Source organism: Paraciimarium castrense LEGE 11436 (assembly GCF_056633055.1).
On record NZ_JBSJOW010000002.1, the window covers coordinates 223,119 to 248,815 of the forward strand.

Genomic DNA, 25,697 nt, shown 5'->3' on the forward strand with positions numbered 1-25,697 from the left:
TCTCCCATGGTTTCCATCCGTCCTGACGAGATCAGCGCCATCCTCAAGCAGCAGATTGAGGACTACGACAAGTCGGTGGCCGTCAGCAACGTCGGCACCGTGCTGCAGATCGGCGATGGCATCGCCCGCGTCTACGGCCTGCAGCAGGCCATGGCCGGGGAACTGGTCGAATTCGTGGATGGCACCGAGGGGATCGCCCTCAACCTCGAAGACGACAACGTCGGCGTCGTGCTGATGGGCGAGGGTCGGGGCATCCAAGAGGGCAGCACCGTCAAGGCCACCGGCAAGATCGCTGCCGTGCCGGTGGGCGATGCCATGCTCGGCCGGGTGGTGAACGCCCTTGGTCAGCCGATCGATGGCAAGGGCGACATCGCCACCACCGAGACACGCCTGATCGAGTCGATGGCGCCTGGCATCATCCAGCGCAAGTCAGTGCACGAGCCGATGCAGACGGGCATCACGGCCATCGACGCCATGATCCCCATCGGCCGGGGACAGCGGGAACTGATCATCGGTGACCGCCAGACTGGCAAGACCGCCATCGCCATCGATACCATCATCAACCAGCGTGGCGAGGACGTGGTCTGCGTCTACGTGGCGGTGGGCCAGAAGGCCGCCTCGGTGGCCAACGTAGTGGAGGTGCTGCGCGAGAAGGGCGCCCTTGACTACACCATCGTGGTAGCCGCCAGCGCCTCGGAATCTGCAGCTCTGCAGTACCTCGCCCCCTATACGGGTGCGGCCCTGGCTGAATCGTTCATGTACAAGGGCAAGGCCACCCTGGTGATCTACGACGACCTCACCAAGCAGGCCCAGGCCTACCGCCAGATGTCTCTGCTGCTGCGCCGCCCACCCGGGCGGGAGGCCTACCCCGGCGACGTGTTCTATTGCCACAGCCGCCTGCTGGAGCGCGCCGCCAAGCTCTCCGATGCCATGGGCAAGGGCTCGATGACCGCTTTGCCGATCATCGAGACCCAGGCTGGTGACGTGTCGGCCTACATCCCCACCAACGTGATCTCGATCACCGATGGCCAGGTGTTCCTCAGCTCCGACCTGTTCAACTCCGGCCTGCGCCCCGCCATCAATGTGGGCATCTCCGTGAGCCGGGTGGGCGGTGCCGCCCAGACCAAAGCGATCAAGAAGATCGCTGGCACCTTGAAGCTCGAGTTGGCCCAGTTCGATGAACTAGCCGCCTTCTCCCAGTTCGCCTCAGACCTGGATGCCGCGACCCAGGCCCAGCTGGGGCGGGGCAAGCGGCTACGCGAGATCCTCAAGCAGCCCCAGTTCAGCCCCCTGATTCTGGCTGAGCAGGTGGCCGTGGTCTATGCCGGGGTCAAGGGCCTGATCGACGAGGTCCCGGCCGATGCGGTGGCCCAGTTCTGCCGTGAGCTGCGGGAGTATCTCAAGTCCAACAAGCCTGACTACATCTCGAAGGTGCAAACCGAGAAGGTGCTCAGCGAGGAGGCGGAAGCCATGCTCAAAGAGGCCATTGCCGAGGTGAAGTCCACCATGTTGGCCTCAATCTGAGCAGGAGCGAACGAACCTATGGCCAACCTCAAAGAGATCCGCGACCGCATCAGTTCGGTCAAGAACACCCGCAAGATCACTGAGGCGATGCGCCTGGTGGCTGCAGCCAAGGTGCGACGTGCCCAGGATCAGGTGCTGCGCAGTCGTCCCTTTGCCGATCGCCTGGCTCGCGTGCTCGAAAACCTTCAGTCGCGCATGGGGTTTGAAGACATGGACGCTCCCCTGCTGGAGTCCCGCCCTGTGGATCAGATCACCCTGCTGGCTGTCACAGGTGATCGGGGCCTCTGCGGTGGCTACAACGCCAACATCATCAAGCGCACGGAACTGCGCCACGCTGAGTTGGTGGGCCAGGGCTTCAAGGTGGATCTGGTGCTGATCGGCCGCAAGGCCATCAGCTACTTCCAGAACCGCTCCAGCCTCTACACCATCCGTGCCACCTTCACCGGCCTTGAGCAGGTGCCCAGTGCCGATGAGGCCAGGACGATTTCCAACGAAATCCTGGCGGAATTCCTCTCCGCTTCCACCGATCGGGTGGAAATCATCTTCACCAAGTTCATCAACCTGGTGAGCTCCAGGCCTGTCATTCAGACTCTCCTGCCCCTGGATCCCCAGGGCATTGCCACCCCTGAAGATGAGATCTTCCGGCTCACCACCCGTGAAGGTCGCCTGGTGGTGGAAGCCGGCAGTGCCAACAACGCGGCCCCTGCCCTGCCCTCGGACATCGTCTTTGACCAGAGCCCGGAGCAGTTGCTGAATGCTCTGCTGCCCCTGTACATGCAGAACCAGTTGCTGCGCTCTCTCCAGGAAGCTGCAGCCTCAGAACTGGCCAGCCGCATGACGGCCATGAACAACGCCAGCGACAACGCCAAGGCCCTCGCCAAGACGCTCACGCTCGACTACAACAAGGCCCGCCAGGCCGCCATCACCCAGGAAATCCTGGAAGTGGTGGGTGGCTCTGCCGCCATGGCCTGAGGGGGCCTGCCGGCTCCCACCTGCCGAAGACCTCCCTTGGACCCTTCCGGTTCCGAGCTCCATCTCAAGCCGCTGTTCCCCGTGGCCCTGGGCGAGCTGCAGCGACGGCCTGATCCTCTGGACCTGGCCATCCAGCTGCAGGATCTGTTGGCGCTGCGTGGCGATGCCTGCAGCAACCCTGAGCCCGGTTGCGCCTGGACAGGCGATCTGCAGGGGGTGTGGCAACTTCATCGCCACGCCACCTTTGCGCCCTTGGTGCAAGAGCTCTGTGGCCATGCCGCCGATTTCATGAAGCAACTGGGTTTTGCGCCCGACCGCGTGGCTCTGCATGTGCAGCGCTGTTGGCCCGTGCTCAGCGAGGCCGGCCAGGTGGTGGGGCGCCACCACCATCCCAATGCCCATCTGAGCGCTGTGTATTACTTCACTGGTGATGGCAGTGGCAAGCAGGGCAGCCTGCGCCTGTTCCCGCCGGCCACGGGCAACGAGTTGGTGCCGGGCATGGCCGTGGGCCATGACGGACCCCTGCGAGCCTCGGACTGGACCCTCCCCTGGGTGGATGTGGCTCCCCGCGCCGGGCTGCTGGTGCTGTTCCCAGCCAGCCTTGACCATGCGGTGCTGCCGAACCGCGATCCCGACAGCATTCGCTGCTCCCTGAGTCTGGACCTCGTGCTGACGGCTCCGGCTGGAACAGCCCCCCCGGAATACCTGGCCCCCCATCCGGGTCACTGGCAGGATCTGGGGGGCGGACCGTTCGGCTGGGAGGATGGAGCACCCCAGCCCGACGCCGGACGCCTCCGTGACTGACGCGCCCCAGACTTTCACGATCACTGCTGAGATCGACGGCACCAGCCACACCTTCCCCTGTCGAGCCGACCAGACGGTGCTGGCGGCGGCCGAGCTGGCCGCTGTGCCCCTGCCCAGTTCCTGCTGCTCCGGGGTCTGCACCACCTGCGCGGCCCTGATCGGCACGGGCCAGGTGCGCCAGCCCGATGCCATGGGGGTGAAGCCTGAGTTGCAGGAGAAGGGCTATGCGCTGCTGTGTGTGTCCTTTCCCACCAGTGACCTGACCCTCAAGGCCTGCATGGAGGACGCGCTGTACGACCTCCAGTTCGGCCAGTACCAGAAGTGAGCGCCCCATCCAGTGCCGAGTTCCTCACCCCCGGCTCGCTTGAGCTCAGATCTGTCGAGCTGCGGTTGCAGCGCTGTCCGGGGGCCCTGCTCCCCCAGGTGCTGGCGGCCCTGGCCTTGCACGGCCGGCCGCTGCGCTGGGCCATCACTGGAGTGTGCGGCGATGGCCTCACCCTTGAAGCTGTGGTGATCGGCCCGTCCGGCCGGCCGTGATCGCCCCTGAAGCGGTGCTGTCGCCACCGCTGCCCACCCTGTTGGTGGTGCCCACGGGCATCGGCTGCGCCCTCGGGGGCTATGCCGGCGATGCCCTGCCTGCCGCCCGACTGCTGGCAGCGGCCAGCGGCTGTCTCATCACCCATCCCAATGTGATGAACGGGGCGGCGCTCTATTGGCGGGACCCCCGCATCCACTATGTGGAGGGGGCGGCCCTGGATCGCTTCGCTGGCGGCACCCTGGCCCTGCGACCGGTGCGGAGCCAGCGGCTCGGGGTCCTGTTCGACGACGGCATTGAACAGCCCCTGCTGCAGCGCCATCTTCAGGTGGTGGACGCCTGCCGGGCCACCCTGGGGCTCACGATCGGCCCGGTGCTGGGCACCGCTGGGCCGCTGCAGGTTCGCCTGGAGCTCGGCCCCAGTGGGGCCAGCTGGGGCAGCCTGGGCCGGCCGGATCTGCTGCTGCAGGGGGCGGAACGGCTGCGGGCCGCCGGAGCCACGGCCATCGCCGTGGTGGCGCGCTTCCCGGACGATGCCGATGCTGAGGCCCTGGCGGCCTACCGGGACGGCTCCGGCGTCGACGCCCTGGCCGGTGCCGAGGCGGTGATCAGCCACCTGCTCACCGATCAGCTGGGGCTGCCCTGTGCCCATGCCCCCGCCTTGGCTGCCCTGCCCCTGGACCCGGCCCTCGACCCCAGGGCTGCCGCCGAAGAGCTCGGCCACACCTTCCTCCCCTGTGTGCTGGTGGGCCTCAGCCGGGCCCCCGACCTGGTGCCGCTCTGCAACGGCCGCCCGGCCTGGGCCGATCCGGACCTGCTGCTGCCCGAGCAGATCGGAGCGGTGGTGGCTCCGGCCGGTGCCCTGGGGGGAGCGGCGGTGCTGGCCTGCGCCGAGCGGGGTGTGCCCCTGATCGCGGTGGAGAACCCCTGCGTGCTGCAGGTGGATGGGGCGGCCCTGGGGCTGGAGGTGCTGCCGGCGCGCAGCTACAGCGAGGCCGCCGGCCTGGTGCTGGCCCTGCGGGAGGGGATCTGCCCCACGGCCTTGAGTCGGCCCCTGCCGCCCCTCAACCCGGGGGGGTGAACCTCTGGGGCCTCACTCCCGGTGGTAGGGCCCGCCCTGGAGGATGGTCTGGGCCCTGTAGAGCTGCTCCACCAGCAGCAGCCGGGCCAGCTCATGGGGGAAGGTGAGGGCCGAGAGGCTCAGCTGCCAGCTGGCCTCGGTCTTGAGCTGGGCGTGCAGACCATCGGCCCCGCCGATCGCGAAGGCCAGCCTGAGGGAGCCGCGCTGCAGCAGCTGAGCGGCGAGCTGGCGCGACGGCAGGACCTGGCCCTCCTCGCTGAGGGCGATCAGCTGCTCATCGCGCCGCAGCTGGGCGCGGATCGCCTCCGCCTCGCGCAGGGGATCGCTGTCCTTGAGCTCCACGATCGTGAGACCCGGCAGGCGCTTGGCATAGTGCGCCAGTCCATCCCGCACCCAGCTCCTGCGCAGCTTGCCCACTGCGAGGATCCGGATCCGGCTCGGATTCAGCATGCGGGGGGCTCGCCGCTCAGCGCAGACAGGCCATCGGGTGCCGCGGCGACACGCCGAGGGCCCTGGCGACGCCGGGATGGCAGACCGCACCATCCACCGTGTTCAGCCCGGAGAGCAGCTCCGGCCGGTCGGTGACGGCCTCCGCCAGCCCCCGGCCCGCCATCACCAGGATGTAGGGCAGGGTGACACTCATCAGGGCCTCGGTGGAGGTGAAGGGCACCGCCCCGGGCATGTTGCCCACGGCGTAGTGCTGCACGCCGTGCACGGCATGCACGGGTTCGGTGTGGGTGGTCTCCCGGCTGGTGGCGATGCAGCCCCCCTGGTCGATGGCCACATCCACGATCACCGAACCCGGCTTCATCCGCTGCACCAGCTCCTCCTCCACCAGGGTGGGGGCCCGCCCCCCCGGGGTGAGCACGGCCCCGATCACCAGGTCGGCACCGGGCACCAGGCGCTCCACCAGGCTGCGGCTGCTGACCAGATTCACCAGCCTGCCGCGGCGGTCGGCCTCCAGCTGGCGCAGGCGCTGGGGCGAACGGTCAAGCAGGAACACCTCGGCGTCCATGGCGGCGGCGATGCGAGCGGCGTTCCAGCCCACGGTGCCGGCCCCCAGCACCACCACCCGGGCCGGCCGCACACCGGTGCAGCCGCCCATCAGGATGCCGCGGCCGCCGTGGGGCTTCTCCAGCAGATGGGCGCCCACCTGGGCCGCCAGCCGACCGGCGATCTCGCTCATCGGCGCCAGCAGGGGCAGGCTGGTGTCTTCCAGCTGCACCGTCTCGTAGGCCACGGAGGTGGTGCCCGCCTCCAGCAGGGCCCGGCCCACGGCCGGGTAGGCGGCGAGGTGCAGATAGGTGAACAGCACCAGGTCGCTGCGCAGGTAGACGAATTCCTCGGGCTGGGGTTCCTTCACCTTCACCACCAGGTGGGCGGCCCAGGCCTCCTCGCAGCTCACCAGCCGGGCGCCGGCGGCGCTGAAGTCGGCATCCTCCATGCCGGCGCCGAGGCCGGCGCCCTGCTGCACCCGCACCTCCATGCCCTGGCCCACCAGCTCCCGCACCCCATCGGGGGTGAGGGCCACGCGCCGCTCGTCGCGCTTGATTTCCGTGGGCACACCGATGCTCGCCATCGGCGCTGTGAGGGGAAGGGACGAAGCCTGGGCAGCCATGCAGACGCGGTAGGCGTGTCCCCAGACTGGCTCAGCCAGCGGCGATCGGCATCCGCCAGCCGCTGCCGAAGGCGTGACCGCTCACTTTGAGCACCGGTGCCGCCTGGCGGCGCTTGAACTCCGCCCGCTGCAGCAGCCCATGCACCCGGGCGGCCAGGGCGGGATCGCTGCCCTGGGCCACCAGCTCCTCGGGGCTGCGGTGCTGCTCCACAAGGGCCTCGAGCAGGGGGTCGAGCTGGCCGTAGTCGGGGAGCGAGTCGCTGTCGCGCTGGTCGGGGCGCAGTTCAGCGCTGGGGGGCTTCTGGCGGATGGCCGCGCCGACCAGCTCCCCCTCGGCTGGCAAGCCCAGGGCCGCGCGGCAGGCGGACGATTCCGGCCTGTCGAGCCAGGCGCACAGGGCAAAGACGGTGCTCTTGTAGAGATCGCCGATCACGGCCAGGCCCCCGTTCATGTCGCCGTAGAGGGTGCAGTAGCCCACGGCGAGTTCGGATTTGTTGCCCGTGGAGAGCAGCAGCGGGCCGTCCTGGTTGGCCACCGCCATCAGCAGGGTGCCGCGGATGCGCGACTGAAGATTCTCGGCTGTCAGCCCCGCCGGCTCCTGCCCCAGGGCTGGTGCCAGAGCTGCATCGAAGCCGCCCATCAGCTCGGCGATCGGCACCGTGTCGGTGTCCAGGCCCAGGCGGCTGGCCAGGGCCAGAGCATCGGCCAGCGAACCCTCGGAGCTCCAGGGGGAGGGCATCAACAGGGCCCGCACCTGGCCCCCCCCCAGGGCCGCCACCGCCAGGACCGCCACCAGGGCGGAGTCGATGCCGCCGCTGAGGCCGAGCAGCGCCCGCCCAAAGCCGCACTTGGCCGCGTAGTCGCGCACCCCCAGCACCAGCGCCCGAAACAGCTGCTCGATCGGTTCAGGCAGAGCCCTGACCAAGCCAGTGCTGTGCAGGGGGTTCCAGGGCTCCAGGGCCTCCTGGCAGCTCGGCAGCTGACACACCACGGCCCCCGCCCGGTCCACCACAAAGCTGGCCCCATCGAAGACCAGCTCGTCGTTCCCTCCCACCTGGTTCACGTACACCACCGGACAGCCCAGCCGCCGGGCCGCCCGGGCCCCCAGGGCATGGCGCAGGGCGGCCTTGCCTGGGTTGAAGGGGGAGGCCGAGAGGTTGATCAGCAGGTCCAGGCCCTGGTGCTCCAGGGCCGCCACGGGATCCGGTCCCGCCAGGCGGTGACCCTGAAGCTCCTGCTCCACCCAGAGGTCCTCGCAGATGGTGAGCCCCAGCCGCAGGGGGCCATCCCGGCCGTTGAGCTGCAGCACGGCCGGCTCCGACCCCGGGCGGAAGTAGCGCTGTTCATCGAACACGTCGTAGGTGGGCAGCAGCTGTTTGCGCGCCACCACCCGCCAGCCCCCCGCCTGCACCAGGGCCAGGGCATTGAACAGGCTGGGCAGGGCGGAGCTGCCGCTCGGCTCGGCGATGCCCACCAGCACGGCCAGCCCGGGGCAGTGAGCGGCCAGGTCAGCGGCCAGCTGCCCCAGCACCCGGGCCTGGCTGGCCAGGCGCGACGCTTGCAGCAGCAGGTCCCGCGGCGGATAGCCCCAGAGCGAGAGCTCGGGGGTGAGCACCAGCTCAGCCCCGCCGCTGGCGGCTTCGCGGCAGGCCCGCAGGATGCGCTCGCCATTGCCCCGCAGATCTCCCACGAGGGGATTGAGCTGGGCGAGGGCGAGCTGCATCAGGGCTGGGGCAGGCCGTAGAGATTCTGCTGCAGCAGCACCGGCCAGACGCTGTCGGGCACCTGGCCGCGATCGGGCTGGCGGCGCAGGGCCGAGCTGGCGCTGGCCGGAATCGCCAGGGGCAGCACCTCGATCTGGGCGCCGAGGCTGTGCAGGGGGCGCAGATCAGCCTCTGCCGCCGGCCAGCCCACCCGCGGCACGATCGCCAGCCGGCAGCGCTGCAGCAGCTCGCCGGCCTGCTTCCAGCGCGGGATCTGGGGGGCCAGATCGCTGCCCACCACAAACACCAGCGGAGCCCCAGGCCAGGCAGCGGCGGCGCGCTCCAGGGTGGTGATCGTCCAGGGACTGCTCAGCTCCTGATGCTGCTCCAGCCGCGGTTCATGGAGGCCCCGCACCAGGGCCCCCAGCAGCGCGGCTCGCTGGGCCAAGGGGGCACCATGCTGCTTCATCGGATTGTCACTGGCCCAGGTGGCTACCCGCGGGAAGTGCTGCAGCAGCCCCTCCAGCAGGGCCTGGTGGCCCCGGGTGGGGGGGTCGGCACTGGTGCCGAACAGGGCGATGGCGTCGCCCCCAGCGTTCAGGCCAGGCCGGCTCATGGCAGCAGGCCCTGCCAGGGGGCCTGGCCGGACTCCCCAGCCTTGGCGGTGTGGGAGCGCTCCGGCCAGGTGCCCAGCCACAGCCGCACCTCCGGGTCACTGGCGGCCAGCCTTCGCAGCAGCGAACCAGGCCGGCCCCCGCCCCTGGCGGCCCGGACCAGTTCCAGCGCCGCCAGCCTGCCGGTGCGGCGGGTGGTGTGCACTGCCAGGGCCGCCTGGGCCACCGCCACCGGCGCGGCAGGGGCAAGGCTCAGGCCGCCGCTCAGGGGCGCCGCCGCCAGCAACAGCTGCTTCAGGCCCCCCAACAGGGCCTGGAGGCCGAGCTGGGCACCGCCCAGCAGGGCGTTGTGGCCACTGAGCCGCGCCAGCAGCTGACGGGCGCGGGCCCCCTCCATCGGCAGGCCGTACAGCTGGCAGAGCTGCATCACCAGGGCGGTGTCGCTGGCCAGGCCACCGGCCAGATCGAGCAGCACCAGCGGATTGGCCGCCACCCCCGCCGCCTTCAGGGCTGCGAACCTGCCGATCAGCCCCTGGGCCGCCCGGCGGCTGTGCTGCAGCCGTGCCGCCTGCAGGGCCTGGTGGAACCGCTCGGCGGCTCGCAGGGCGTTGATGGCCAGCAGCAGCTCACCCTGGCTCTCCAGCAGGGCGATCAGGAGCCGCTCCAGGGGGGCGATGGAGGGCTGCAGGGGTTCGCTGCGCACCCGCCCATCGGCCAGCAGCCGGGCCCGCCGCGGCGCGGCGGCCACGGCCACAAGCTCCAGCTGCCGCGCCTGCGGCGGCAGCCGACGCCGGATGCTCTCCAGCAGGCTCTGGCGTTGCTCGAGCGGCCAGCAATCACTGCGGTTGAGCACCAGCAGCACGGGTTTTCCAGCGGCCAGCAGCACGTCCAGGGCCTGGCGTTCGACGGCGCTGAGATCGGCGTCCAGCACCATCAGCACCAGATCGCAGCCCAGGGCCACCCGCCGGGCCAGCCGCGCCCGCGCCAGCGCTCCGATCTCGTCGAGGCCAGGGGTGTCCACCAGTTCCGCCGCGGCCAGGCCCGCCAGCGGCTGGGGCCAGAGTGCCGCCTGCTGGTGGCGGGTGCAGCCGTGGGCCACGTCTGTGGCGAAGGCCTGGCGACCCAGCAGCGCGTTCAACAGGCTCGACTTCCCCACGCCCACGCGGCCATAGACGGCCAGCCGCGGTTGCCGCTGGCGCAGCCGCTGCAACTGGCGGTCAAGGGCGGCCAGCTGGCCCTGCAGCCCACTGGCTTCCCGGCCACTGAGGCTGAGCGATCGGCGCCACTGATCCAGCAGCAGCCGTGCCCGCTCGGGGGAGGCCGGTGGCCGCTGCAGCTGGGCAGGCAGCGTCGGGCTCATGGTGCCAAGGCCTCGGTCGTCCCCTGGGGGCGACGCCACCAGCCGGCCAGCACGGCGAGCACCGCCTCGGCGCCGATCACCCCCACGAAGCCGCCGAATTCATCCACAACCACCCGCACGCCGCCGCTGTTGCGGCGAAAGCCGGTGAGCAGACGGTCGGCGCGAATCATCTCCGGCACGTACTCCACCGCCTCGCTGAGGTCGGCGGGGGTGAGCTGGCCATGGCCCTGCAGCAGAGCCGTGAGCAGCTGTTCCCGGCTCGCCACGCCGAGAATCTCATCCACCTCCTCACCCAGCACCACCCACCAGGGAGCGTTGGTGGCCAGCAGCTCCGCGCGGGCCTCGGTGAGGGTGGCAGCCCCGCGCAGGGTGGGAGCGGCCACCCGGGGGGTCATCAGATCCCTGGCCGTGAGGTCGTTGAGCTGGAACACCTTGGCGATCATTGCGGCCTCATCGGCTTCGATCTGTCCCTTCTGGGACCCGAGCCTGGCCAGCAGGCGGATCTCCTCCTCATCGGTGCTGATCTCGCTCTCCGCCGTGATCGCCGGCAGCACCCTCTCGAGCAGCAGCACCAGGGGGAGCATCAGACGCCCCAGCAGGTAGAGGGCGGGGGCACTGGCCAGGGCGACCGGCAGGGCCATGCGGCTGCCCAGCGCCTTGGGCAGGATTTCCCCAAGCAACATCACCAGCAGCGTCAGTCCCACCGAGAACAGGGGAAGGGCCACGCCCTCCACGCCGTACTCGGAGAAGACGTGGGCGGCATAGCCCCCCAGCATCAGGCTGCCGAAGATGTTGAAGCCGTTGTTGGCGATCACCAGCACCGAGAGGGTGCGGCCGAGGCGCTGGCGCAGCTGGGCCAGGCGGCGGGCGCCCCGCACCGGTCTGATGCGCGCCTGCAGCTCGTGCACCCGCAGGGGGTTGACCGTGAGCAGGGCGGCCTCCACCCCGGAGCAGAGGGCGGAGCCCACCAGCACCACCAGCACCAGCAGGGCCAGAGCCACCAGGTCGTTCATTCAGGTGGGGGCAGGCCCGTTGCCATCGAAGGGGTGGATCGCTCCATTAAATCCGCCGGCGCCACCGCTGTCGCCCACGGACCGTCAGCATGGTCGCTGCACAGGGTTCGTCAGCATGGCCGCAACGGCTCTTCCCGATGTGTCGATTCATGCCGAGCGGCGCGCCCGCTTCCTGCAGCAGCTCGGCGGTGCCGCGGCGGTGATCCCGGCGGCCCCGCTGGTGACCCACCACGCCGACTGCGAGTACCCCTTCCGGCAGAACAGCGATTTCTGGTATCTCACCGGCTTCGACGAACCCGATGCGGTGGCCCTGTTCCTGCCCCACCGCCCGGACACGCCCTTCGTGCTGTTCGTGCAGCCCAAGCAGCCCAGCGCCGAAGTGTGGACCGGCGTGCGCTGGGGCACCGAGGGCGCGGTGGACCAGTTCGGGGCCTCGGCGGCCCATCCGCTCTCGGAGCTGCAGACCCGACTGGCCGACTACGTCGAGGGCTCCGAGGGCATTGCCTTCCGGGTGGGTCGCCACCCGGCGGTGGAGCCCCTGGTGCTGCAGGCCTGGGGCCAGCAGCTGGACCGGGCGCCGCGGCGGGGGGGCGCTGCCCTCGGCCTGGTGGCCCCCTGCCCGCTGCTGCATGCCCTGAGGCTGCGCAAGGGCAACGATGAACTCGAGCGCCTGCGGGAGGCCGCCCGTATCTCGGCGGAGGCCCATGAGCTGGCCCGGCAGGTGGCCCGCCCCGGCCTGAATGAGCGGCAGGTGCAGGCGGTGATTGAGCAGCATTTCCTGGAGCAGGGGGCGCGGGGGCCCGCCTACGGCTCGATTGTGGCGGGTGGCGACAACGCCTGCGTGCTGCACTACACCGCCAACAGCGCCCCCCTGCGGGACGGCGATCTGCTGTTGATCGATGCCGGCTGCAGCCTGGCCGACTACTACAACGGCGACATCACCCGCACCTTCCCGGTGAACGGTCGCTTCAGCGCCGAACAGCGCGAGCTCTATGTCCTGGTGCTGGCAGCCCAGGAGGCGGCAGTGGCGGCGGTGGCCCCGGGCCACACCGCCGAGGCCGTGCACATGACGGCCGTGCGCGTGCTGGTGGAGGGCCTGATCGAGCTTGGCCTGCTCAGCGGCAACGTCGACGGCGTCATCGAGCAGGGCGCCTTCCGGCACCTGTACATGCACCGCACCGGCCACTGGCTCGGCCTGGACGTCCATGACGTGGGGGCCTACCGACTGGGCGAGCACCCGGTGCAGCTGGAGCCGGGCATGGTGCTCACGGTGGAGCCGGGGCTGTACGTGAGCGACCGGCTGGCCGTGCCGGAAGGCCAGCCCGCCATTGAGGAGCGCTGGAAGGGCATCGGCATCCGCATCGAGGATGACGTGGCTGTCACCGGCCGGGGCCATGAGGTGCTGACGGCTGCCGCCCTCAAGAGCCTCAGCGCGATGGAGCGCTGAGCGACGCCAGCAGGTGCTCCAGGCGCTCCGGCAGGGTCTGGGTGCTGGGGATCACGGCGTCGGCCCCGGCCTCGAGCAGGGAAGCCTCGTAGCGGCGGAGCGCGGCTGGATCGCTGCGCAGGTGGGGAGGTGCCACCCCGAGGGCGAGAAGGGGCTGCTCGGGCAGCTGCTGCCGGGCCCGCACCACGGTGAGCACGTCCGCCACCGTGTCGCCCAGGTAGAGCACCGGTGGGCTGGAGGCCAGGCCCAGGGGTGCTTCGGCCAGCTGGGCGGCCAGACGCAGCAGGCCTGTGGGATCGGGTTTGTCCGGAGCATCGCCCATGGCGAGCAGGGGAGGTTGCTCCAGGCCCAGCCGCTGCTCCAGCACGTAGCGGGCGGAGGGGGGTTCGGCACCGCTCACGAAGCCCCAGGCCACCTGGGCATGGCTGAGCCACGTGAACAGGGAGGCGTCCACCAGCAAGGGCTCCTGGCCGATGAACCCCTGCCACAGGGCCGGGTCTCCGTGGGGGTCGCCGCCGAAATAGTGACGGCTGAACACCTCCACCAGGGCCTGCCGCTGGGGCAGGGGGGTGTGGCCGTGGCGGCGCAGCAGCTCCAGGGAGGCATCCCAGTCGTTGTTCCAGCGGCCCTCGCCCTTGAGGGCGTCGATCGTGGCCGCATCCGGTCGCCAGCCGGCGTAGTGCTGCACGGTTTCGGCCAGGGCCCGGCGGTAGCTGCCGGACACGTCACGGATCACACCGTCGATGTCGAACAGCTGGACAGCGCGGGGACTCAGGGGGCTGCGGCAGCTCGGCTGATAGGTTAGTTGTTTGACTTTCTGCCTTGAGCGCCGACACCATGCCAGCCACCGAAAGCGCCGCCGGCGCTGCCGTGAGTGATGCGCCCGAGGTGGCCACCGCCACTGAAGACACCGCCTCTCAGGGACGTCCGGTGATGCGTGGTGGCAGTGCTGCCCTGGCCTCGGCCACCATCGATGAAGACGGTGTTCCCTCGGGTTACACCCCCAAGGCCGACGAGGGCCGCTTCCTGCTGAAAATTCTCTGGCTGCCGGACAACGTGGCCCTGGCGGTGGATCAGATCGTGGGTGGCGGCCCCAGCCCTCTCACCGCCTATTTCTTCTGGCCCCGGGAAGATGCCTGGGAAACCCTCAAGAGTGAGCTCGAGGCCAAAAGCTGGATCACCGACAACGAGCGCGTCGAGGTGCTCAACAAGGCCACCGAGGTGATCAACTACTGGCAGGAAGAGGGCAAGGGCAAGAATCTCGATGAAGCCAAGCTCAAGTTCCCCGACGTGACCTTCTGCGGCACCGCCTGAGCGGTAACGGCCTACCAGCTCGCACCAGGGGTGCTACCTGCGTTTTTGGGGGGTCCGGGGCCTTGGGGTTGTCGGGGTGGGCCCAGGGTCAGCGGGCTTTGAGCACCCCGCCGAATTCGCTGCCAGTGATCAGGGCCGGGCTGCTTGACGTGTCCACAGTGAAACTGCGGTTCTCGATCTGGGTGCTGCCGTCGGGGTAGACGAAGGTCACGATCCCCTGGAGGTTGAGGCTGGAGCCCACCTGACTCGTTTCGCGCAGGTCAGCGACGCTCACCCGCTCGAACTGCTCGAAGAAGGCAGGGTCGAACTGGTCGGCGGCAGCACCCCCGAAGTACTGGCGAGCTTCGCTGAAGTTTTTGTTGCTCAGGGCGGCATAGAGGCCCTGGAGGCTGGCCAAGGCCTGATCCGCCATGGCCTGGTCCCCCGCCCCTGCAGTCTCGGCAGCATCCGGCAGGCTCGGCTCGGCGGGGGGAATCAGCTCCGAGGGCGGCAGCTCCGGCTCCGGGCTGGGGAGCGATGCCGCTGGGGCACTGACCTCGACTGGCGGCAGGCGGGACTGGTGCACCAGCACCACGGCGCCGACCAGGGCCACCAGCAGGCCGCCGGTGAGGAAGGACAGAACGGCCACCAGGCCCCCACTGCCGGAACTGCTGCCGGCGGCGGCGGCCTCAGGGGGGTCAGCCGCTGCGGTGACTGCCGGCAGGGACACGGCTGTCTGGGCAGGTGACGGTGCCGATGCAGGGGATTGGGGAGGGACAGGCATGGCCCCGGCCTGGGAGGGCAGGCTGAGCAGCCCGCGAAGCACCTCCTCCATGCGAGCGCAGATGGCGGGTGTGAACACCTGCTGCAACTCCTGCATCAGTCGGGAGTGGAGCCGCGGATCGGCGAGGGGCTCGGCCTGGCCGGCCGCGCTGGCGAAGGCCGCCGACATCACCAGGTAGCGCACGGCGGGCAGTAGCCCGGCCTGATCCGCCCCGCAGAGGTCGCCCGCCACCGCCTGGAGGCGACGGCCATCGGCGGCCAGTCCCCGCTGGCGGTCATTGAGGACCTGGGCCTTCAGGGCAGCGCCGAGCTGGTGGTCGGTCATGGCTGAGAAGGGAGGGACTTGAGCTTGAGGCCAGCGGCGGCAGGGCCCGGCTGCCACTGCTGGCGCAGGGCCGCCGCCAGATCGGGACAGAGGGCAAGGGCCCGCAGGCTGGGCCCCTGGACCATGCCACCGCTGCCGGGATCGAAACTGCTGGCGATCAGGGCGCCAAGGGGATCGAGCTGGGCCGAGGCCAGCAGCTGGGCGGGGGTCAGGGTGCCCTGGCGCAGCCCGCTGAACTGGCTGCGCCGGCCGCTCAGGGTGCCGCCGATGGTGGCGGCGGGGCTGCGGCAGAGCCGGGTGATCTCGGCCGCGAGGGGCGCGACCGGGCCGCCGGTCTGGCTCCGCTGCCGCAGCCCCAGCCAGCCCCAGGCCAGCCCAGCCATCACCACCACCAGGGCCAGGGCTGTGAGCCCGATGGCCCTGCTGCGTGGCTGCCTAACCGCTGGAGCAGGATCGGCAGCCGGCTGTGCCTCGGTCAAGTGGCCGGATCCGCCCCAGTGGCCGATCGCCACGGTCACGTCGTCGCCGCTGCCCTCCCGGCTGATCTGATCGAGGCAGGCGGCCAGGTCGTCGCTGGCTGTCAGAGCCGGGGTGCTGGCCAGGTGGCTGGCCAGGGCGAGGAAGTCGGCATCGGTGGCGCACGACTTGCGGATGCCATCGCTGCTCAACACCAGGGCGAAGGCGCGATCAGGATCGCGGATCGGTGTCAGCCCACTGCGGAATCCTTCGGCCGCCCGCTCCAGACAGAGGCTGCCGGTGGCTTCACCGCCGCCCATGGAAGGCTCCTCGCTCAGCAGCTCCCCCTGGCCTGCCGCATCGATCCGCACCAGGTCCCAGTCGCCAAGGCCCGTGAAGCCCCACCAGCCGGGGGCCATCAGCACCAGCCCCAGGGTGGTGCCGTAGAGCAAGGGCACGTCGGCCGCGGCGGCGCTGCTGGTTTCGCTGGATCCAGCCTCGCTGGTGTTGGCCACCTCCAGGGTGTTCAGGCCCAGCCAGTGCCGCTGCACGACGGCCAGCCAGTCGTGCTGGATCTGGCGGGGCAGGCTGACGGCCAGCCAGTCCACCCACGCCTCCAGCTCCGGCCCCTCGCCAGCGGGCAGGCTGCCGGCCCGCAGCCGCCGTTCCACGGCCGCCAGGGCGACGCTGCAGGCGAGGCGGCTGCCCTCGGCGCTGTGGATGTAGCGCTCACCGCCATGGCCATCGGCCACGGCCATCAGCTGCACGGGCTGGCCGTCGCGGCTGCGCAGCTCGCCCACGGCCACCGCGTCCTGGCAGGGGCGGCCCCGGCGCAGATGGGCCGCACCGCTGCGGCGGGCCTGGAGCGGTGGGCGCCAGCGGTTCACCACACCACCGGTCCCACATCGTCGGTGGGGTCCAGCTGGGTGGGGGGCAGGTCCGGCAGGGGGATGTTGCCGGCTGGGCCCGTTCCCGCCAGGCGGCTGGTGGGCATGGACGCCGCGCCCACCACGGCGGTGGAGGCCCACTGGATGTACTGGGCCAGGGAGGTGGCGTTGCTGGCCTGGAGCGGGCGGCGGGGGGATCTGCCCACGCTGTGCAGGGGGCTCTGGCCGCTGGCTCCTGGAATTTCTCCCGCGGGCAGATGGCCGGCGGGGTCAGGGCCGATGAACTGCTGCAGCACCTCGGTGTCGGCGTCGTGGCCCATGGCGATCGCCAGGCGCACGGCCTTCTGGGCCCAGGGGCGCCGCATCAGGTTGGCCAGGCCGGCGTCGAAGTCGTCGGTGGGCTGACCGTCTGAGATCAGCACCAGCACCGGCGGCAGGGCCCGCTCCTCCATCGGCGGCGACTGCAACACTGCGGCCACCAGCTCCAGGGCCTCCCCCATGGCGGTGATGCCACCGGCCTCCAGATCCACCCACTCCAGCTCCTGCACTGGCGTGGGCGCAGCGATGTGCCAGCCGGCCCGGTCGGCGAAGCTCACGGCCCGCACCAGCACCCGCGCCTCAGGGTTCTGGCGGGCCACCTCGGCCATGCCTGGCAACGACTGGCGGATCGCCTGGTTGAGGGCCCGCATCTTGCCCTGGGCCTGCATCGAGCCGGAGCAGTCGCAGATGTAGATGAAGTGGAGGGGGCGATTGGCGAGCCTGACGTTGGGGAAGGGCATCGGTTCCGGGCTCGACGACTGGCTCAGGACTGCAGCGCAATGGCCCCGTCCGGCGTGATCAGCCGCACGAGTGGCGCGAGATTACAGGCTTGGCCCGGTTCCACCGTCACCCGCCGGTCGTTTCTGAGTTCGGCCAGCCAGCCCTGGGCGCCCAGGTTGCGCAGCCCCAGCAGGGTGGGATCACCGGGGTGGGCCTCCACCCTGGCCAGGGGCTGGTGAAGGGCCACGGGCAGCCGGCTGTCGCCATGGTGTGGATGGAGCTCGTTGCCTGCCGTCGCCGTCACCAGGCCATGGGCGAGCCGCAGCCGCAGCGGGGCGGGCAGGGAGTTGCCGCAGCTCCAGCAGAGGGGGGCCTGGGCCGCCGGATCCGGGAAGGTCTCCTGGCCGCAGTGAGGGCAGAGCTGGCGCTGGTCCAGGGATGCCGCCAGGGCGGCCATCCACTGGCCGGTGAGGGCGCGCCGCCGCGGCGCCTGCAGGCCGTCGCAGAAGGTCTGCTCAAACAGCCGCTTGATCGGTTCGGGGTAGATCGGCCAGGTGACCAGGGCGGCAGCGTGCTCGATCGGGTCGGGCCGGTTGCTGGCATCGCGTGGATCGAAGATGAACAGGGGCTCCTCGCCGTAGAGCCGCCGACGGGCCGGTTCATCGAGGCAGCGGATCGCCAGTTCCCGCTTGCCCCGCAGCGGATCGTGGCGGGTGAGCAGGCGGAAGATCAGCACCGCCAGAGAGAACAGATCGCTGGCGGCCCCCGGCCGGGCCCGGCCCATCAGGATCTCCGGCGCCATGAAGCCGGGGGTGCCCAGCACGCTGCCCAGGTCGCGGCCATCCACGTCGACGTTGTCGTTGTCGCAGATCAGGATGCGGCCGCTGGAAGGCTCCAGGAACAGGTTGCCCAGGGAGATGTCCTTGTAACAGAGACCCTTGAGGTGCAGGGCGTGGAACGCCTCCGCCAGAAAGAAGCAGGCCCGCACCACGTTGCGCAGGCTGATCTCCAGGTGGCCCCCCACATGTTCGTGGGCCCCGAGAAAGCCGGCAGGGCGCAGCTCCATCAGGTAGCCGAAGCCCGGCTCTCGAGTGCGGATCAGCCCCAGAGCCCCCGGGGTGGCCTTGACCAGGGCCAGGGGCCAGAGGAAGGCGTCGCTGGGAGCTGTGGCCCGGATGCTCTCCCCCAGCCGCCGCTCCAGATTCGGATCGCGGGCGATGCAGGCCGGCAGGTACCACTTCAGCGCCAGCTGCTCCCCGGCGGTCTCCACCGCGTACACCTGTCCCTGGGTGCCGCCGCCGAGGCCCCGCAGCACCCGCAGCGGGGCAGCAATGCCCTCGAGGTCGAGGCTGGCGCCTTCCGGCAGGATCCAGGTCACAGGGGGTGGCTGGTCAGGCCTCCAGACTCTGGCCGATGGCCTTGCGGATGCCGTTGCGGTGGGAGAGGGCCGTGAGCCGGTTGGAGAAGCTGCGCCGCTGGGCGCGACCGTCGCGCAGCACCACCACCAGGCTGTGGTCCTTGCGGGACCCCAGCAGGACCCAGCCGGCCAGGGCCGCCACCTCCAGGGGCCAGAACAGCAGCGGGAAGGGCAGCAGCAGCAGGCTGCCGAGGCTGACCAGCAGCCACCAGCTGAAGATGTGGGGATGGTGCGGCAGGCTGAGCACCGTGGCCGAACGAATCTGATCGATGGCGATCTGCTCGCCGCCGATGTCGAGGCTGCGCGGCGCGGCAGTGGCGGGGCTGAGCGGGGGTGGGATCGCGGTCGGTGTCGCGGCCGGCGCGGTGGCCGGAGGGCTGGCCGCACTGACTGGCCGGCTGGCGGCCGCTGCTGCCGGACTCAGCGAAAAAATCAACACCGGCCCGCTGATGCCCAGCCGGATCTCGTCGCCATCGCCCAGGGGGCGGCAGTGCTGCAGGCGCTCTCCCCGCAGGTAGGTGCCATCGGTGCTCTGCCAGTCGCACACCACCCAGCCACCCTGGCTGCGGGAGTGGCGCACCACGGCGTGGTGGGGAGAGAGGCCCGACTGCTCCGGCATGCAGAGCCGGTTGTTGGTGGCTCGGCCGATGGTGAGCGGCTGCTGGGGATCGAGCCGGGCGACTTTGCCGGCCTGATCCCGAAGCCGCAGTTGGGCGGCTGGAGGGGTCATGCCCCCCCGCGGCGGCGGCGCCACCAGAGGCGCCAGTCGGCCTGAATGTCGGCCCACCAGCCGCCATCGCCTTCGCGGTAGGGGGTGACTCGCCCGGGGAAAAGCAGGGCCTTGCTGGCCAGGGCCAGGGCGACCAGCACCATGGCCAGCAGCACCCAGCCGGGGATCGCCCCCATCCAGGTGGCGGCGAAGCTGGCACGGATCGCGTAGAGGCCGATCGTGAGGGCCAGCCAGAGCCTGAAGGGCTCCCAGGGATCGCGCTGGCGCAGCACGGGACGGGGAGATCAGAGCGCTTAGCGTATCCCGGGCTGCGCCAGAGACCTGCTTCCATGGCCGACCCCTCCGCCCCCATTCCGGCCTCGGACACGGCACCCCTCGGCCACCGCCGGGCCTGGCAACGCTTTCTGGCCGCCTGCAGCCAGGGGGGACTGCGGCAGCGCCCGGCTGCGGTGCGCTCGGCCTTGGGACCGCTGCGGGAGCACGGGGCGGTGGCGGAGCTCTGGCTCGGGGAGCGGCGGCTCAGCCGCACCGTGCTGCGGGAGGGCCGCTACCGCATCGGCCGCGACCCGGCCTGTGAGATGCCCCTGCCCGCAGACAGCCTCAGCCGGGTGCACGCCATCCTCGAGAAGCAGCGCCCTGGCGAGCGCGATTTCGCTCTGGAGGACTTCAATTCCGCCAACGGCCTGTTCCACCGTGACCGTCGCATCCGGTCCATCCGCCTGCGTCACGGCGACTGGGTGCATTTCGGCTCGCCGCTCAAGGGCGCCGCACCCCGACTCCGCTACCTGAACCCCCGCAGCGCCCTGGAGCAGGCCGTGCACCTGCTCGGCCTCGCCAGCCTGGTGGGGTCGGGTCTGCTGGTGGGGGCGCTGCTGGCGGCGGCCTCGATCGGTGGCGGCTCCCGCATCCGGCTGATCTCCGGCCCGGTGAAGATCGTGGCGGCCTCGGGCCAGCAGATCGACGCCAAGGAGGGCTCGGCGACGGCCCTGCCTTCCCTGCAGGCTTACCCCCTCCATCTGCGCCAGGCCCTGCTGGCCTCCGAGGAGGCACGCTTCGGCTGGAACAGCGGCGTGGATCTGTTCGGCACCCTGCGCTCGGCCCTGCTGGGCAGTGGCGGCGGCAGCGGCCTCACCCAGCAGGTGGCCCGCATCTACTACGCGGAGGTGGGCACTGACTACAGCCTCAGCCGCAAGCTGCGGGAGCTCTGGGTGGCCCTGCAGCTGGAGGTGGGCTACAGCAAGAACCAGATTCTCAAGATGTACCTGGACCGGGCCCACCTGGGCCAGGGCACCGACGGCTTCGAGCAGGCGGCGCGGCTCTACTTCCGCAAGTCTGTCGGCGACCTCGACGTGGGCCAGGCGGCTTTCCTGGTGGGGCTGCTGCCGAGCCCGAACGGCTACAGCCCCTGCAATGTCAAGGACCCCACCGCAGGTCGGGAACGACGCGACCTGGTGCTTCAGCTCATGCACGAGCAGGGCTACCTGGGGGATCAGCAGCTGATTGATGCCCAGCGGCGGCCGCTGAACATCGACGCCTCCGCCTGCAGTGAATCCAGCTTCTCCAGCTATCCCTTCTTCAGCGACTACGTGCTCGGGGAACTGGAGAGCACCCGCTTCGGCCTCAACCTCTCGGAGCAGACCGGGGGAGGCAATTACTACGTGGTGAGCACCATCGACCCGAAGCTGCAGCAGCTGGCCCAGCAGCAGCTGCAGCGCTTCCTGGAGGGGCCGGCGGCTCGGGTGGGCCTCACCCAGGGCGCCCTGATCTCGCTCAACTACCGCAGCGGGGAGATCCTCGCCTATGTGGGTGGTGGCGACTATTCCCGCTCCAGCTTCGACCGAGTGCAGGCCCTGCGCCAGCCCGGCTCCACCTTCAAGCTCTTCCCCTATCTGGCGGCCCTGGAGGCGGGCGCCCGCCCAGCCGACTCGATCTCCTGTGCCCCCCTGGGCTACGTGGCCGGCTGCCGCCAGGGGGGAGGGAGCATCACGCTGGCCCGCGGCTTCGCCCAGTCAGAGAACGTGGTGGCCTTACGGCTGGCCGAAAAGGCCGGCCTCAACCAGGTGGTGCGCAAGGCCCGCCAGCTGAGCCTCAGCACCCCCCTCGACGCCGACTTCAACACCATGCTGGGTGGCCGTGAAACCTTTCTCTATGAGCTGGCCCGCGCCTACGCGGTGGTGGCCAATGGCGGCAGCAGCGTGCCGATGCACGGCGTCAGCCGCATCTACGACCTGGGCCTCTGCCGCTCGATCTACAGCCTCGACAGCTGCCCGGAGCAGGGGGTCACCATTCCGATCGGTGAGCAGCCCCGCCAGCTGCTCCCGGCGGCTGATGCCGCGGTGATGGACGACCTGCTGGCCCAGGTGGTGCAGGCTGGCACGGGCAAGGCGGCCGCTGGGGTGGCCGATGCCCGCGGCAAGACCGGCACCACCAACAACGGCGTCGATGTGCTGTTCATCGGCTACTCCCCCTCTCGCCTGATCCTCACGGCGATCTGGATGGGCAACGACGACAACCGGCCGGCCGCGGCGGCCAGCGGCGGCCTCGTGGCCGAACTCTGGGGCCGCTACATGGGAGCCATCCCGGCCCGCGGCAGCTGAGGCCGTTCAGCCGCCGGCTTCCCGCGCCCGCAGGGCGAGTTGCACCAACCCCCCCAGCCGGCTGACCACGGCCCAGCCGACCCCTAGCACCAGGCCCCACCACCACTGGCAGCTCAGCAGGCGATCGAGGGGGCGGCTGAAGTCGGTGTCGCTCTGGCGGGGCAGCTGCCAGCTCAGCTGCAGGGCGCCGTAGACCAGCAGCAGCACCCAGCAGGGGATCGCCAGGTTGTCGCCCACCGGATAGGCCAGGGCCCGCCAGTGCAGCAGGCTCGAGGCGGCCCCCAGGCCGATCAGGGCGCTGATCGCTCCAGCGGCTCCATCCCAGCGCCGCTGGTCGGTGCCCTGCCTCGCCAGCACCAGGGCCAGGGCCGTGGTGGCCAGGCTGGTGAGCGCATAGCGCAGCAGCAGGTCTGGCAGGGGCAGGGGCGAGGGCCCCAGCAGGATCAGCAGCACCACCAGGTTGATGACCGCCTCGGCCTGGCTGTGGTGGATCCAGGGGGCGGTGATCCAGCGCCAGGCCTGGCGGGGTTCAGAGGCATCGGCCTGCTCCAGCGGCCACTGGCGCCGGAGGGCCTTCAGGGGGCCGAGGGCCAGGGCCTGCAACAGGCCCAGCGTCACCGCCAGCACCACAACGGCGGGCCAGCCCCAGGGCTTGAACAGCTCCCGCTCCAGCTCGCCGCCGAACCAGCGCAGCACCAGGGCGAAGCTGGCGGCCAGGGCCAGGCCAGGGCCCAGGGCGCTGAGGGTGGGGCCCAGGGCTAGGGCCTGCAGGGTCGGGTCCAGGGCCTGGGCTCCGTCTGGAGCCGGGGGGCGCCGGGGGGCCGTGGTGTCCGGCGGGGGCAAGGCCACCCCGGTGGCGGCCTCCAACAGGTCGAGCAGTTCGGCCAGCACGGCAGGGGCGTAGGTGGCGGCGAGCTGCTGGCTCAGCTGCTCCACGGAGCTGTCGCGGGCGGCGCCGGAAGGGCCGAGGGCACGCAGAAACAGGGGTTGCACGGCCAGGTCCCGCACGGGACCCTTCAGCACCTCATCGGCCCCGAGCAGATCCACCAGTCGGTTTGCCAGGGCCTTGCCGTTGAGCAGCCCCGGCGTACCGCTTTCCTGCCAGGCCCGCAGCTTGAGTCCGAGCTCACGCCCCTTGCCTCCCACCGTCCTCTCGCAAGTGCTGTCGTGGCGGCACCGCCATGGGCGCGAATCTATCGATGCCCAGGCGGGCATGACCTGCGCAGCCCCTGCGTTCAGCTGCCCCGGGTGGCCTGCATCCAGGCCCGGGCCTTGGCGAGGGCCTGCTGAGCCTTCAGCTTTTCGGTGCTTGGCGTTTTGCCATCGAAGCTGGCCGCAGCGGCTTGGGCCGCTTCAAACTCAGCCTCGGCTGCGGTGGCGTCGATGCTGGCACCCAGCTGGGCGCCGTTCACCAACACCGTGACCTCATCGGCCTCCACTTCGGCAAAGCCCCCGAGCAGGGCGATTGAGCTCCAGGAGCCGCCTGCCCGCAGACGCATCACCCCGGTGTCCAGGGCCGCCAGCATGGTGACGTGGCCGGGAAGGATGCCCACCTGGCCGGTGGTGCTGGGCAGGATCACCTCTTCGGCGCTGCCATCGAAAACGCTCTGGTCGGGTGCCAGAACTCGGAGAGTCAGGGACATGATGAAAACCTCAGGGTTGAAGGAGCGGGATCAACCCTGGGCATCCGCCTTGATCTTTTCAGATTTAGCCTTCACCTGATCGATGTTGCCGACGAGGTAGAAGGCTGCCTCGGGCAGGTCATCGAGCTCGCCAGCAAGGATCATGTTGAAACCCTTGATCGTTTCCTCTAATTTCACGTATTGGCCTGACATGCCGGTGAACACTTCGGCCACGAAGAAGGGCTGGGAGAGGAACTTCTCGATCTTGCGGGCCCGATCCACCGTGCGACGGTCGTCTTCGGAAAGTTCGTCAAGGCCCAGAATCGCAATGATGTCCTGGAGCTCTTTGTAGCGCTGCAGGGTGCTCTGCACGGCACGGGCAGTGCGGTAGTGCTCATCGCCCACCACGGCGGGCTGCAGCATGGTGCTGGTGGAGTCCAGCGGATCCACGGCGGGGTAGATGCCCTTGGAGGCGAGGCCCCGGCTCAGTACGGTGGTGGCGTCCAGGTGGGCGAAGGTGGTGGCCGGCGCGGGGTCGGTGAGGTCGTCAGCAGGCACGTAGACAGCCTGGATGGAGGTGATTGAGCCCTCCAGAGTGGAGGTGATGCGCTCCTGCAGCATGCCCACATCGGTGCCGAGGGTGGGTTGGTAGCCCACGGCAGAAGGCATGCGGCCCAGCAGGGCGCTCACCTCGGAGCCGGCCTGCACGAAGCGGAAGATGTTGTCGATGAACAGCAGCACGTCCTGCTTGTTCACATCGCGAAAGTGCTCGGCCATGGTGAGGGCTGAGAGACCCACACGCATGCGGGCGCCGGGGGGCTCATTCATCTGGCCGTAGCAGAGAGCCACCTTCGATTTCGAGAGGTCGTCGGCATTGATCACGCCCGACTCCTTGAACTCTTCATAGAGGTCGTTGCCCTCGCGGGTGCGCTCACCCACGCCGCCGAACACCGACACTCCGCCGTGCTCCTTGGCGATGTTGTTGATCAGCTCCTGGATCAGCACGGTCTTGCCCACGCCGGCCCCGCCGAACAGACCCACCTTGCCGCCCTGGCGGTAGGGAGCCAGCAGGTCGATCACCTTGATGCCCGTTTCGAACACCTTGGGCTTGGTTTCGAGCTCGGTGAGCTTGGGAGCAGCGCGGTGGATCGGCGCCGTGAGGCTGGTGGTCACAGGACCCTTCTCGTCCACCGGCTCGCCCAGCACGTTGAAGATCCGGCCCAGGGTGGCTTCACCGACGGGCACCGAGATCGGAGCACCGGTGTCGAGGGCTTCCATGCCCCGCACCAGACCATCAGTGCCGCTCATCGCCACAGCGCGGACCCGGTGGTCGCCCAGCAGTTGCTGCACCTCGGCCGTGAGGGCCACGTCCTGGCCGGCGGAGTTCTTCGCTTCGATGCGCAGGGCGTTATAGATCTTGGGCAGCTGTCCGGCTGGGAATTCGACGTCAAGCACGGGGCCGATCACCTGCCGGACGATGCCTTTGGTGCCGGAGGCAGTAGCAGCAGCCATATGGAAGGAAGTCGTGGAGGGCGCTGGGCGGGAGGGGTGCTGGAACGATCCCTGCCCGCTGGGAGCCGGGCAACCTTACCACCGGGCCGCTCAGCACAGGCGCCTGGTGGGCCGAGCACGGCTCAGCGGCGGACATTGGCAGGCCTGGTTCGGGCCCTGGGTTCGGTGACCCGCACAACGGATGGGGTAGCCGTTGGGGATCGGCGCCGCATAGGTTGGCACTCGCAGGGCCAGAGTGCTAACTCGGGTCTTGCATGGCGTCTCGGGCGCCATGTCGTTGCTATCGCATCTATCCATGGCTGCTGTTTCCCTCAGCGTCTCCACGGTTAAGCCCCTCGGAGATCGCATTTTCATCAAAGTCTCTGCCTCAGACGAAAAAACCGCCGGCGGCATCCTGCTGCCCGACACCGCCCAGGAAAAGCCCCAGGTCGGGGAAGTGGTTCAAGTGGGTGCCGGCAAGCGCAATGACGACGGTTCACGCCAGGCTCCTGAAGTGAGCATCGGCGATCAGGTGCTCTACAGCAAGTACGCCGGTACCGATATCAAGCTCGGCTCCGATGAATACGTGCTGCTGTCCGAAAAGGACATCCTCGCCGTCGTCAGCTGAATCCCAGCTCCATGCTGAGTGGGGCGGCGCGCTGACGC

Annotated in this window: 26 protein-coding genes; 10 read left to right on the top strand and 16 right to left on the bottom strand. The window is 70.0% G+C overall.

Annotation, left to right across the window (positions count from 1 at the left end; genetic code table 11):
- The first annotated feature begins 6 nt into the window (after window positions 1–6).
- Genes atpA through ACWJIO_RS04940 form a run of 6 tightly spaced genes read left to right on the top strand, consistent with a single transcriptional unit; the run spans window position 7 to window position 4,916 of the window.
- Window positions 7–1,524 carry a F0F1 ATP synthase subunit alpha gene (atpA, locus tag ACWJIO_RS04915; protein ID WP_480311758.1) on the top strand — a complete coding sequence of 506 codons (1,518 nt, stop codon included), beginning with the start codon at window positions 7–9 and terminating at the stop codon, window positions 1,522–1,524.
- An 18-nt stretch (window positions 1,525–1,542) separates the two neighbouring features.
- Entirely contained in the window at window positions 1,543–2,496 is a 954-nt protein-coding gene (locus tag ACWJIO_RS04920; RefSeq protein WP_480311759.1) for a F0F1 ATP synthase subunit gamma, read from the top strand.
- Between the two features lie 36 nt (window positions 2,497–2,532).
- Window positions 2,533–3,300, top strand: a complete 768-nt coding sequence (locus ACWJIO_RS04925) for a TIGR02466 family protein (protein ID WP_480311760.1) — start codon at window positions 2,533–2,535, stop codon at window positions 3,298–3,300.
- Complete coding sequence (locus ACWJIO_RS04930) at window positions 3,260–3,625, top strand: 2Fe-2S iron-sulfur cluster binding domain-containing protein (protein WP_480311761.1); 366 nt, start codon at window positions 3,260–3,262, stop codon at window positions 3,623–3,625. The genes ACWJIO_RS04925 and ACWJIO_RS04930 overlap by 41 nt, the downstream gene beginning before the upstream one ends.
- Entirely contained in the window at window positions 3,622–3,837 is a 216-nt protein-coding gene (locus tag ACWJIO_RS04935; protein ID WP_186698821.1) for a hypothetical protein, read from the top strand. The genes ACWJIO_RS04930 and ACWJIO_RS04935 overlap by 4 nt, the downstream gene beginning before the upstream one ends.
- Window positions 3,834–4,916 (top strand): DUF3326 domain-containing protein, encoded by a 1,083-nt coding sequence (locus tag ACWJIO_RS04940; RefSeq protein ID WP_480311762.1) that lies wholly within the window; start codon window positions 3,834–3,836, stop codon window positions 4,914–4,916. The genes ACWJIO_RS04935 and ACWJIO_RS04940 overlap by 4 nt, the downstream gene beginning before the upstream one ends.
- 12 nt (window positions 4,917–4,928) lie before the next feature.
- Here the strand turns inward: ACWJIO_RS04940 and ACWJIO_RS04945 are convergent, their stop codons facing one another.
- The 6 genes from ACWJIO_RS04945 to ACWJIO_RS04970 all read right to left on the bottom strand — a co-directional run bounded on the left by ACWJIO_RS04945 (window position 4,929) and on the right by ACWJIO_RS04970 (window position 11,224).
- Window positions 4,929–5,363, bottom strand: a complete 435-nt coding sequence (locus ACWJIO_RS04945; RefSeq protein WP_193814662.1) for a 23S rRNA (pseudouridine(1915)-N(3))-methyltransferase RlmH — start codon at window positions 5,361–5,363, stop codon at window positions 4,929–4,931.
- A gap of 19 nt (window positions 5,364–5,382) precedes the next feature.
- Window positions 5,383–6,495, bottom strand: a complete 1,113-nt coding sequence (gene ald / locus ACWJIO_RS04950; RefSeq protein ID WP_193914463.1) for an alanine dehydrogenase — start codon at window positions 6,493–6,495, stop codon at window positions 5,383–5,385.
- Between the two features lie 70 nt (window positions 6,496–6,565).
- Entirely contained in the window at window positions 6,566–8,257 is a 1,692-nt protein-coding gene (locus tag ACWJIO_RS04955) for an NAD+ synthase (RefSeq protein ID WP_480311763.1), read from the bottom strand.
- Window positions 8,257–8,853: a nicotinate-nucleotide adenylyltransferase gene (locus tag ACWJIO_RS04960; protein ID WP_480311764.1), complete on the bottom strand. Its 597-nt coding sequence runs from the start codon at window positions 8,851–8,853 to the stop codon at window positions 8,257–8,259. The genes ACWJIO_RS04955 and ACWJIO_RS04960 overlap by 1 nt, the downstream gene beginning before the upstream one ends.
- On the bottom strand, window positions 8,850–10,211 hold the full coding sequence (locus tag ACWJIO_RS04965; RefSeq protein WP_480311765.1) for a DUF697 domain-containing protein: 1,362 nt from the start codon (window positions 10,209–10,211) through the stop codon (window positions 8,850–8,852). Before ACWJIO_RS04965 ends, ACWJIO_RS04960 begins: the two co-directional genes overlap by 4 nt.
- Window positions 10,208–11,224, bottom strand: a complete 1,017-nt coding sequence (locus ACWJIO_RS04970; RefSeq protein ID WP_480311766.1) for a CNNM domain-containing protein — start codon at window positions 11,222–11,224, stop codon at window positions 10,208–10,210. Before ACWJIO_RS04970 ends, ACWJIO_RS04965 begins: the two co-directional genes overlap by 4 nt.
- Window positions 11,225–11,339: 115 nt before the next feature.
- On the opposite strand from ACWJIO_RS04970, the gene ACWJIO_RS04975 reads away from it, so the two are divergent.
- Window positions 11,340–12,671 (top strand): aminopeptidase P N-terminal domain-containing protein, encoded by a 1,332-nt coding sequence (locus ACWJIO_RS04975; RefSeq protein ID WP_480311767.1) that lies wholly within the window; start codon window positions 11,340–11,342, stop codon window positions 12,669–12,671.
- On the opposite strand, the gene ACWJIO_RS04980 is transcribed toward ACWJIO_RS04975, so the two are convergent.
- A complete protein-coding gene (locus ACWJIO_RS04980) occupies window positions 12,652–13,407 on the bottom strand; it encodes a TIGR01548 family HAD-type hydrolase (RefSeq protein WP_480311768.1) in 756 nt (251 codons plus the stop codon). The two genes, ACWJIO_RS04975 and ACWJIO_RS04980, sit on opposite strands and share 20 nt — an antisense overlap.
- A gap of 86 nt (window positions 13,408–13,493) precedes the next feature.
- On the opposite strand from ACWJIO_RS04980, the gene ACWJIO_RS04985 reads away from it, so the two are divergent.
- Window positions 13,494–13,985 carry a 30S ribosomal protein PSRP-3 gene (locus tag ACWJIO_RS04985; RefSeq protein WP_480311769.1) on the top strand — a complete coding sequence of 164 codons (492 nt, stop codon included), beginning with the start codon at window positions 13,494–13,496 and terminating at the stop codon, window positions 13,983–13,985.
- 88 nt (window positions 13,986–14,073) lie between these two features.
- Here ACWJIO_RS04985 and ACWJIO_RS04990 read toward each other — a convergent pair whose 3' ends face one another.
- Genes ACWJIO_RS04990 through ACWJIO_RS05015 form a run of 6 tightly spaced genes read right to left on the bottom strand, consistent with a single transcriptional unit; the run spans window position 14,074 to window position 19,593 of the window.
- Window positions 14,074–15,072 (bottom strand): hypothetical protein, encoded by a 999-nt coding sequence (locus tag ACWJIO_RS04990; RefSeq protein WP_480311770.1) that lies wholly within the window; start codon window positions 15,070–15,072, stop codon window positions 14,074–14,076.
- A complete protein-coding gene (locus tag ACWJIO_RS04995) occupies window positions 15,069–16,415 on the bottom strand; it encodes a protein phosphatase 2C domain-containing protein (protein WP_480311772.1) in 1,347 nt (448 codons plus the stop codon). The genes ACWJIO_RS04990 and ACWJIO_RS04995 overlap by 4 nt, the downstream gene beginning before the upstream one ends.
- Entirely contained in the window at window positions 16,412–17,194 is a 783-nt protein-coding gene (locus ACWJIO_RS05000; protein WP_480311774.1) for a vWA domain-containing protein, read from the bottom strand. The genes ACWJIO_RS04995 and ACWJIO_RS05000 overlap by 4 nt, the downstream gene beginning before the upstream one ends.
- 23 nt (window positions 17,195–17,217) lie before the next feature.
- Window positions 17,218–18,552: a protein kinase domain-containing protein gene (locus ACWJIO_RS05005; RefSeq protein WP_480311775.1), complete on the bottom strand. Its 1,335-nt coding sequence runs from the start codon at window positions 18,550–18,552 to the stop codon at window positions 17,218–17,220.
- Between the two features lie 13 nt (window positions 18,553–18,565).
- Window positions 18,566–19,321, bottom strand: coding sequence for an FHA domain-containing protein (locus tag ACWJIO_RS05010; RefSeq protein WP_480311777.1), 756 nt, complete (start codon window positions 19,319–19,321; stop codon window positions 18,566–18,568).
- The gene (locus tag ACWJIO_RS05015; RefSeq protein WP_480311779.1) at window positions 19,318–19,593 is read right to left on the bottom strand and encodes a hypothetical protein; all 276 of its coding nucleotides are present in this window, start codon (window positions 19,591–19,593) and stop codon (window positions 19,318–19,320) included. The genes ACWJIO_RS05010 and ACWJIO_RS05015 overlap by 4 nt, the downstream gene beginning before the upstream one ends.
- 57 nt (window positions 19,594–19,650) lie before the next feature.
- Here ACWJIO_RS05015 and ACWJIO_RS05020 point away from each other — a divergent pair, with 57 nt between their 5' ends.
- A complete protein-coding gene (locus tag ACWJIO_RS05020) occupies window positions 19,651–21,918 on the top strand; it encodes a transglycosylase domain-containing protein (protein WP_480311781.1) in 2,268 nt (755 codons plus the stop codon).
- A 6-nt stretch (window positions 21,919–21,924) separates the two neighbouring features.
- Here the strand turns inward: ACWJIO_RS05020 and ACWJIO_RS05025 are convergent, their stop codons facing one another.
- The 3 genes from ACWJIO_RS05025 to atpD form a co-directional block, all read right to left on the bottom strand.
- Window positions 21,925–23,064: a rhomboid family intramembrane serine protease gene (locus tag ACWJIO_RS05025; RefSeq protein WP_480311783.1), complete on the bottom strand. Its 1,140-nt coding sequence runs from the start codon at window positions 23,062–23,064 to the stop codon at window positions 21,925–21,927.
- Window positions 23,065–23,153: 89 nt separating this feature from the next.
- Window positions 23,154–23,561, bottom strand: a complete 408-nt coding sequence (atpC, locus tag ACWJIO_RS05030; protein ID WP_480311785.1) for an ATP synthase F1 subunit epsilon — start codon at window positions 23,559–23,561, stop codon at window positions 23,154–23,156.
- Between the two features lie 30 nt (window positions 23,562–23,591).
- Window positions 23,592–25,052: a F0F1 ATP synthase subunit beta gene (gene atpD / locus ACWJIO_RS05035; RefSeq protein WP_480311787.1), complete on the bottom strand. Its 1,461-nt coding sequence runs from the start codon at window positions 25,050–25,052 to the stop codon at window positions 23,592–23,594.
- 295 nt (window positions 25,053–25,347) lie between these two features.
- Here atpD and groES point away from each other — a divergent pair, with 295 nt between their 5' ends.
- On the top strand, window positions 25,348–25,659 hold the full coding sequence (gene groES / locus ACWJIO_RS05040; protein WP_186698842.1) for a co-chaperone GroES: 312 nt from the start codon (window positions 25,348–25,350) through the stop codon (window positions 25,657–25,659).
- The last annotated feature ends 38 nt before the right edge of the window (window positions 25,660–25,697 follow it).

Bases quoted from the DNA above. Each gene is read 5' to 3' on its own strand.
- atpA (WP_480311758.1), top strand. From the start codon at position 7: ATGGTTTCCATCCGTCCTGACGAGATCAGCGCCATCCTCAAGCAGCAG.
- ACWJIO_RS04920 (WP_480311759.1), top strand. From the start codon at position 1,543: ATGGCCAACCTCAAAGAGATCCGCGACCGCATCAGTTCGGTCAAGAAC.
- ACWJIO_RS04930 (WP_480311761.1), top strand. From the start codon at position 3,260: ATGGAGCACCCCAGCCCGACGCCGGACGCCTCCGTGACTGACGCGCCC.
- ald (WP_193914463.1), bottom strand. From the start codon at position 6,495: ATGGCGAGCATCGGTGTGCCCACGGAAATCAAGCGCGACGAGCGGCGC.
- ACWJIO_RS04955 (WP_480311763.1), bottom strand. From the start codon at position 8,257: ATGCAGCTCGCCCTCGCCCAGCTCAATCCCCTCGTGGGAGATCTGCGG.
- ACWJIO_RS04960 (WP_480311764.1), bottom strand. From the start codon at position 8,853: ATGAGCCGGCCTGGCCTGAACGCTGGGGGCGACGCCATCGCCCTGTTC.
- ACWJIO_RS04965 (WP_480311765.1), bottom strand. From the start codon at position 10,211: ATGAGCCCGACGCTGCCTGCCCAGCTGCAGCGGCCACCGGCCTCCCCC.
- ACWJIO_RS04970 (WP_480311766.1), bottom strand. From the start codon at position 11,224: ATGAACGACCTGGTGGCTCTGGCCCTGCTGGTGCTGGTGGTGCTGGTG.
- ACWJIO_RS04975 (WP_480311767.1), top strand. From the start codon at position 11,340: ATGGCCGCAACGGCTCTTCCCGATGTGTCGATTCATGCCGAGCGGCGC.
- ACWJIO_RS04990 (WP_480311770.1), bottom strand. From the start codon at position 15,072: ATGACCGACCACCAGCTCGGCGCTGCCCTGAAGGCCCAGGTCCTCAAT.
- ACWJIO_RS05000 (WP_480311774.1), bottom strand. From the start codon at position 17,194: ATGCCCTTCCCCAACGTCAGGCTCGCCAATCGCCCCCTCCACTTCATC.
- ACWJIO_RS05010 (WP_480311777.1), bottom strand. From the start codon at position 19,321: ATGACCCCTCCAGCCGCCCAACTGCGGCTTCGGGATCAGGCCGGCAAA.
- ACWJIO_RS05020 (WP_480311781.1), top strand. From the start codon at position 19,651: ATGGCCGACCCCTCCGCCCCCATTCCGGCCTCGGACACGGCACCCCTC.
- atpC (WP_480311785.1), bottom strand. From the start codon at position 23,561: ATGTCCCTGACTCTCCGAGTTCTGGCACCCGACCAGAGCGTTTTCGAT.
- atpD (WP_480311787.1), bottom strand. From the start codon at position 25,052: ATGGCTGCTGCTACTGCCTCCGGCACCAAAGGCATCGTCCGGCAGGTG.
- groES (WP_186698842.1), top strand. From the start codon at position 25,348: ATGGCTGCTGTTTCCCTCAGCGTCTCCACGGTTAAGCCCCTCGGAGAT.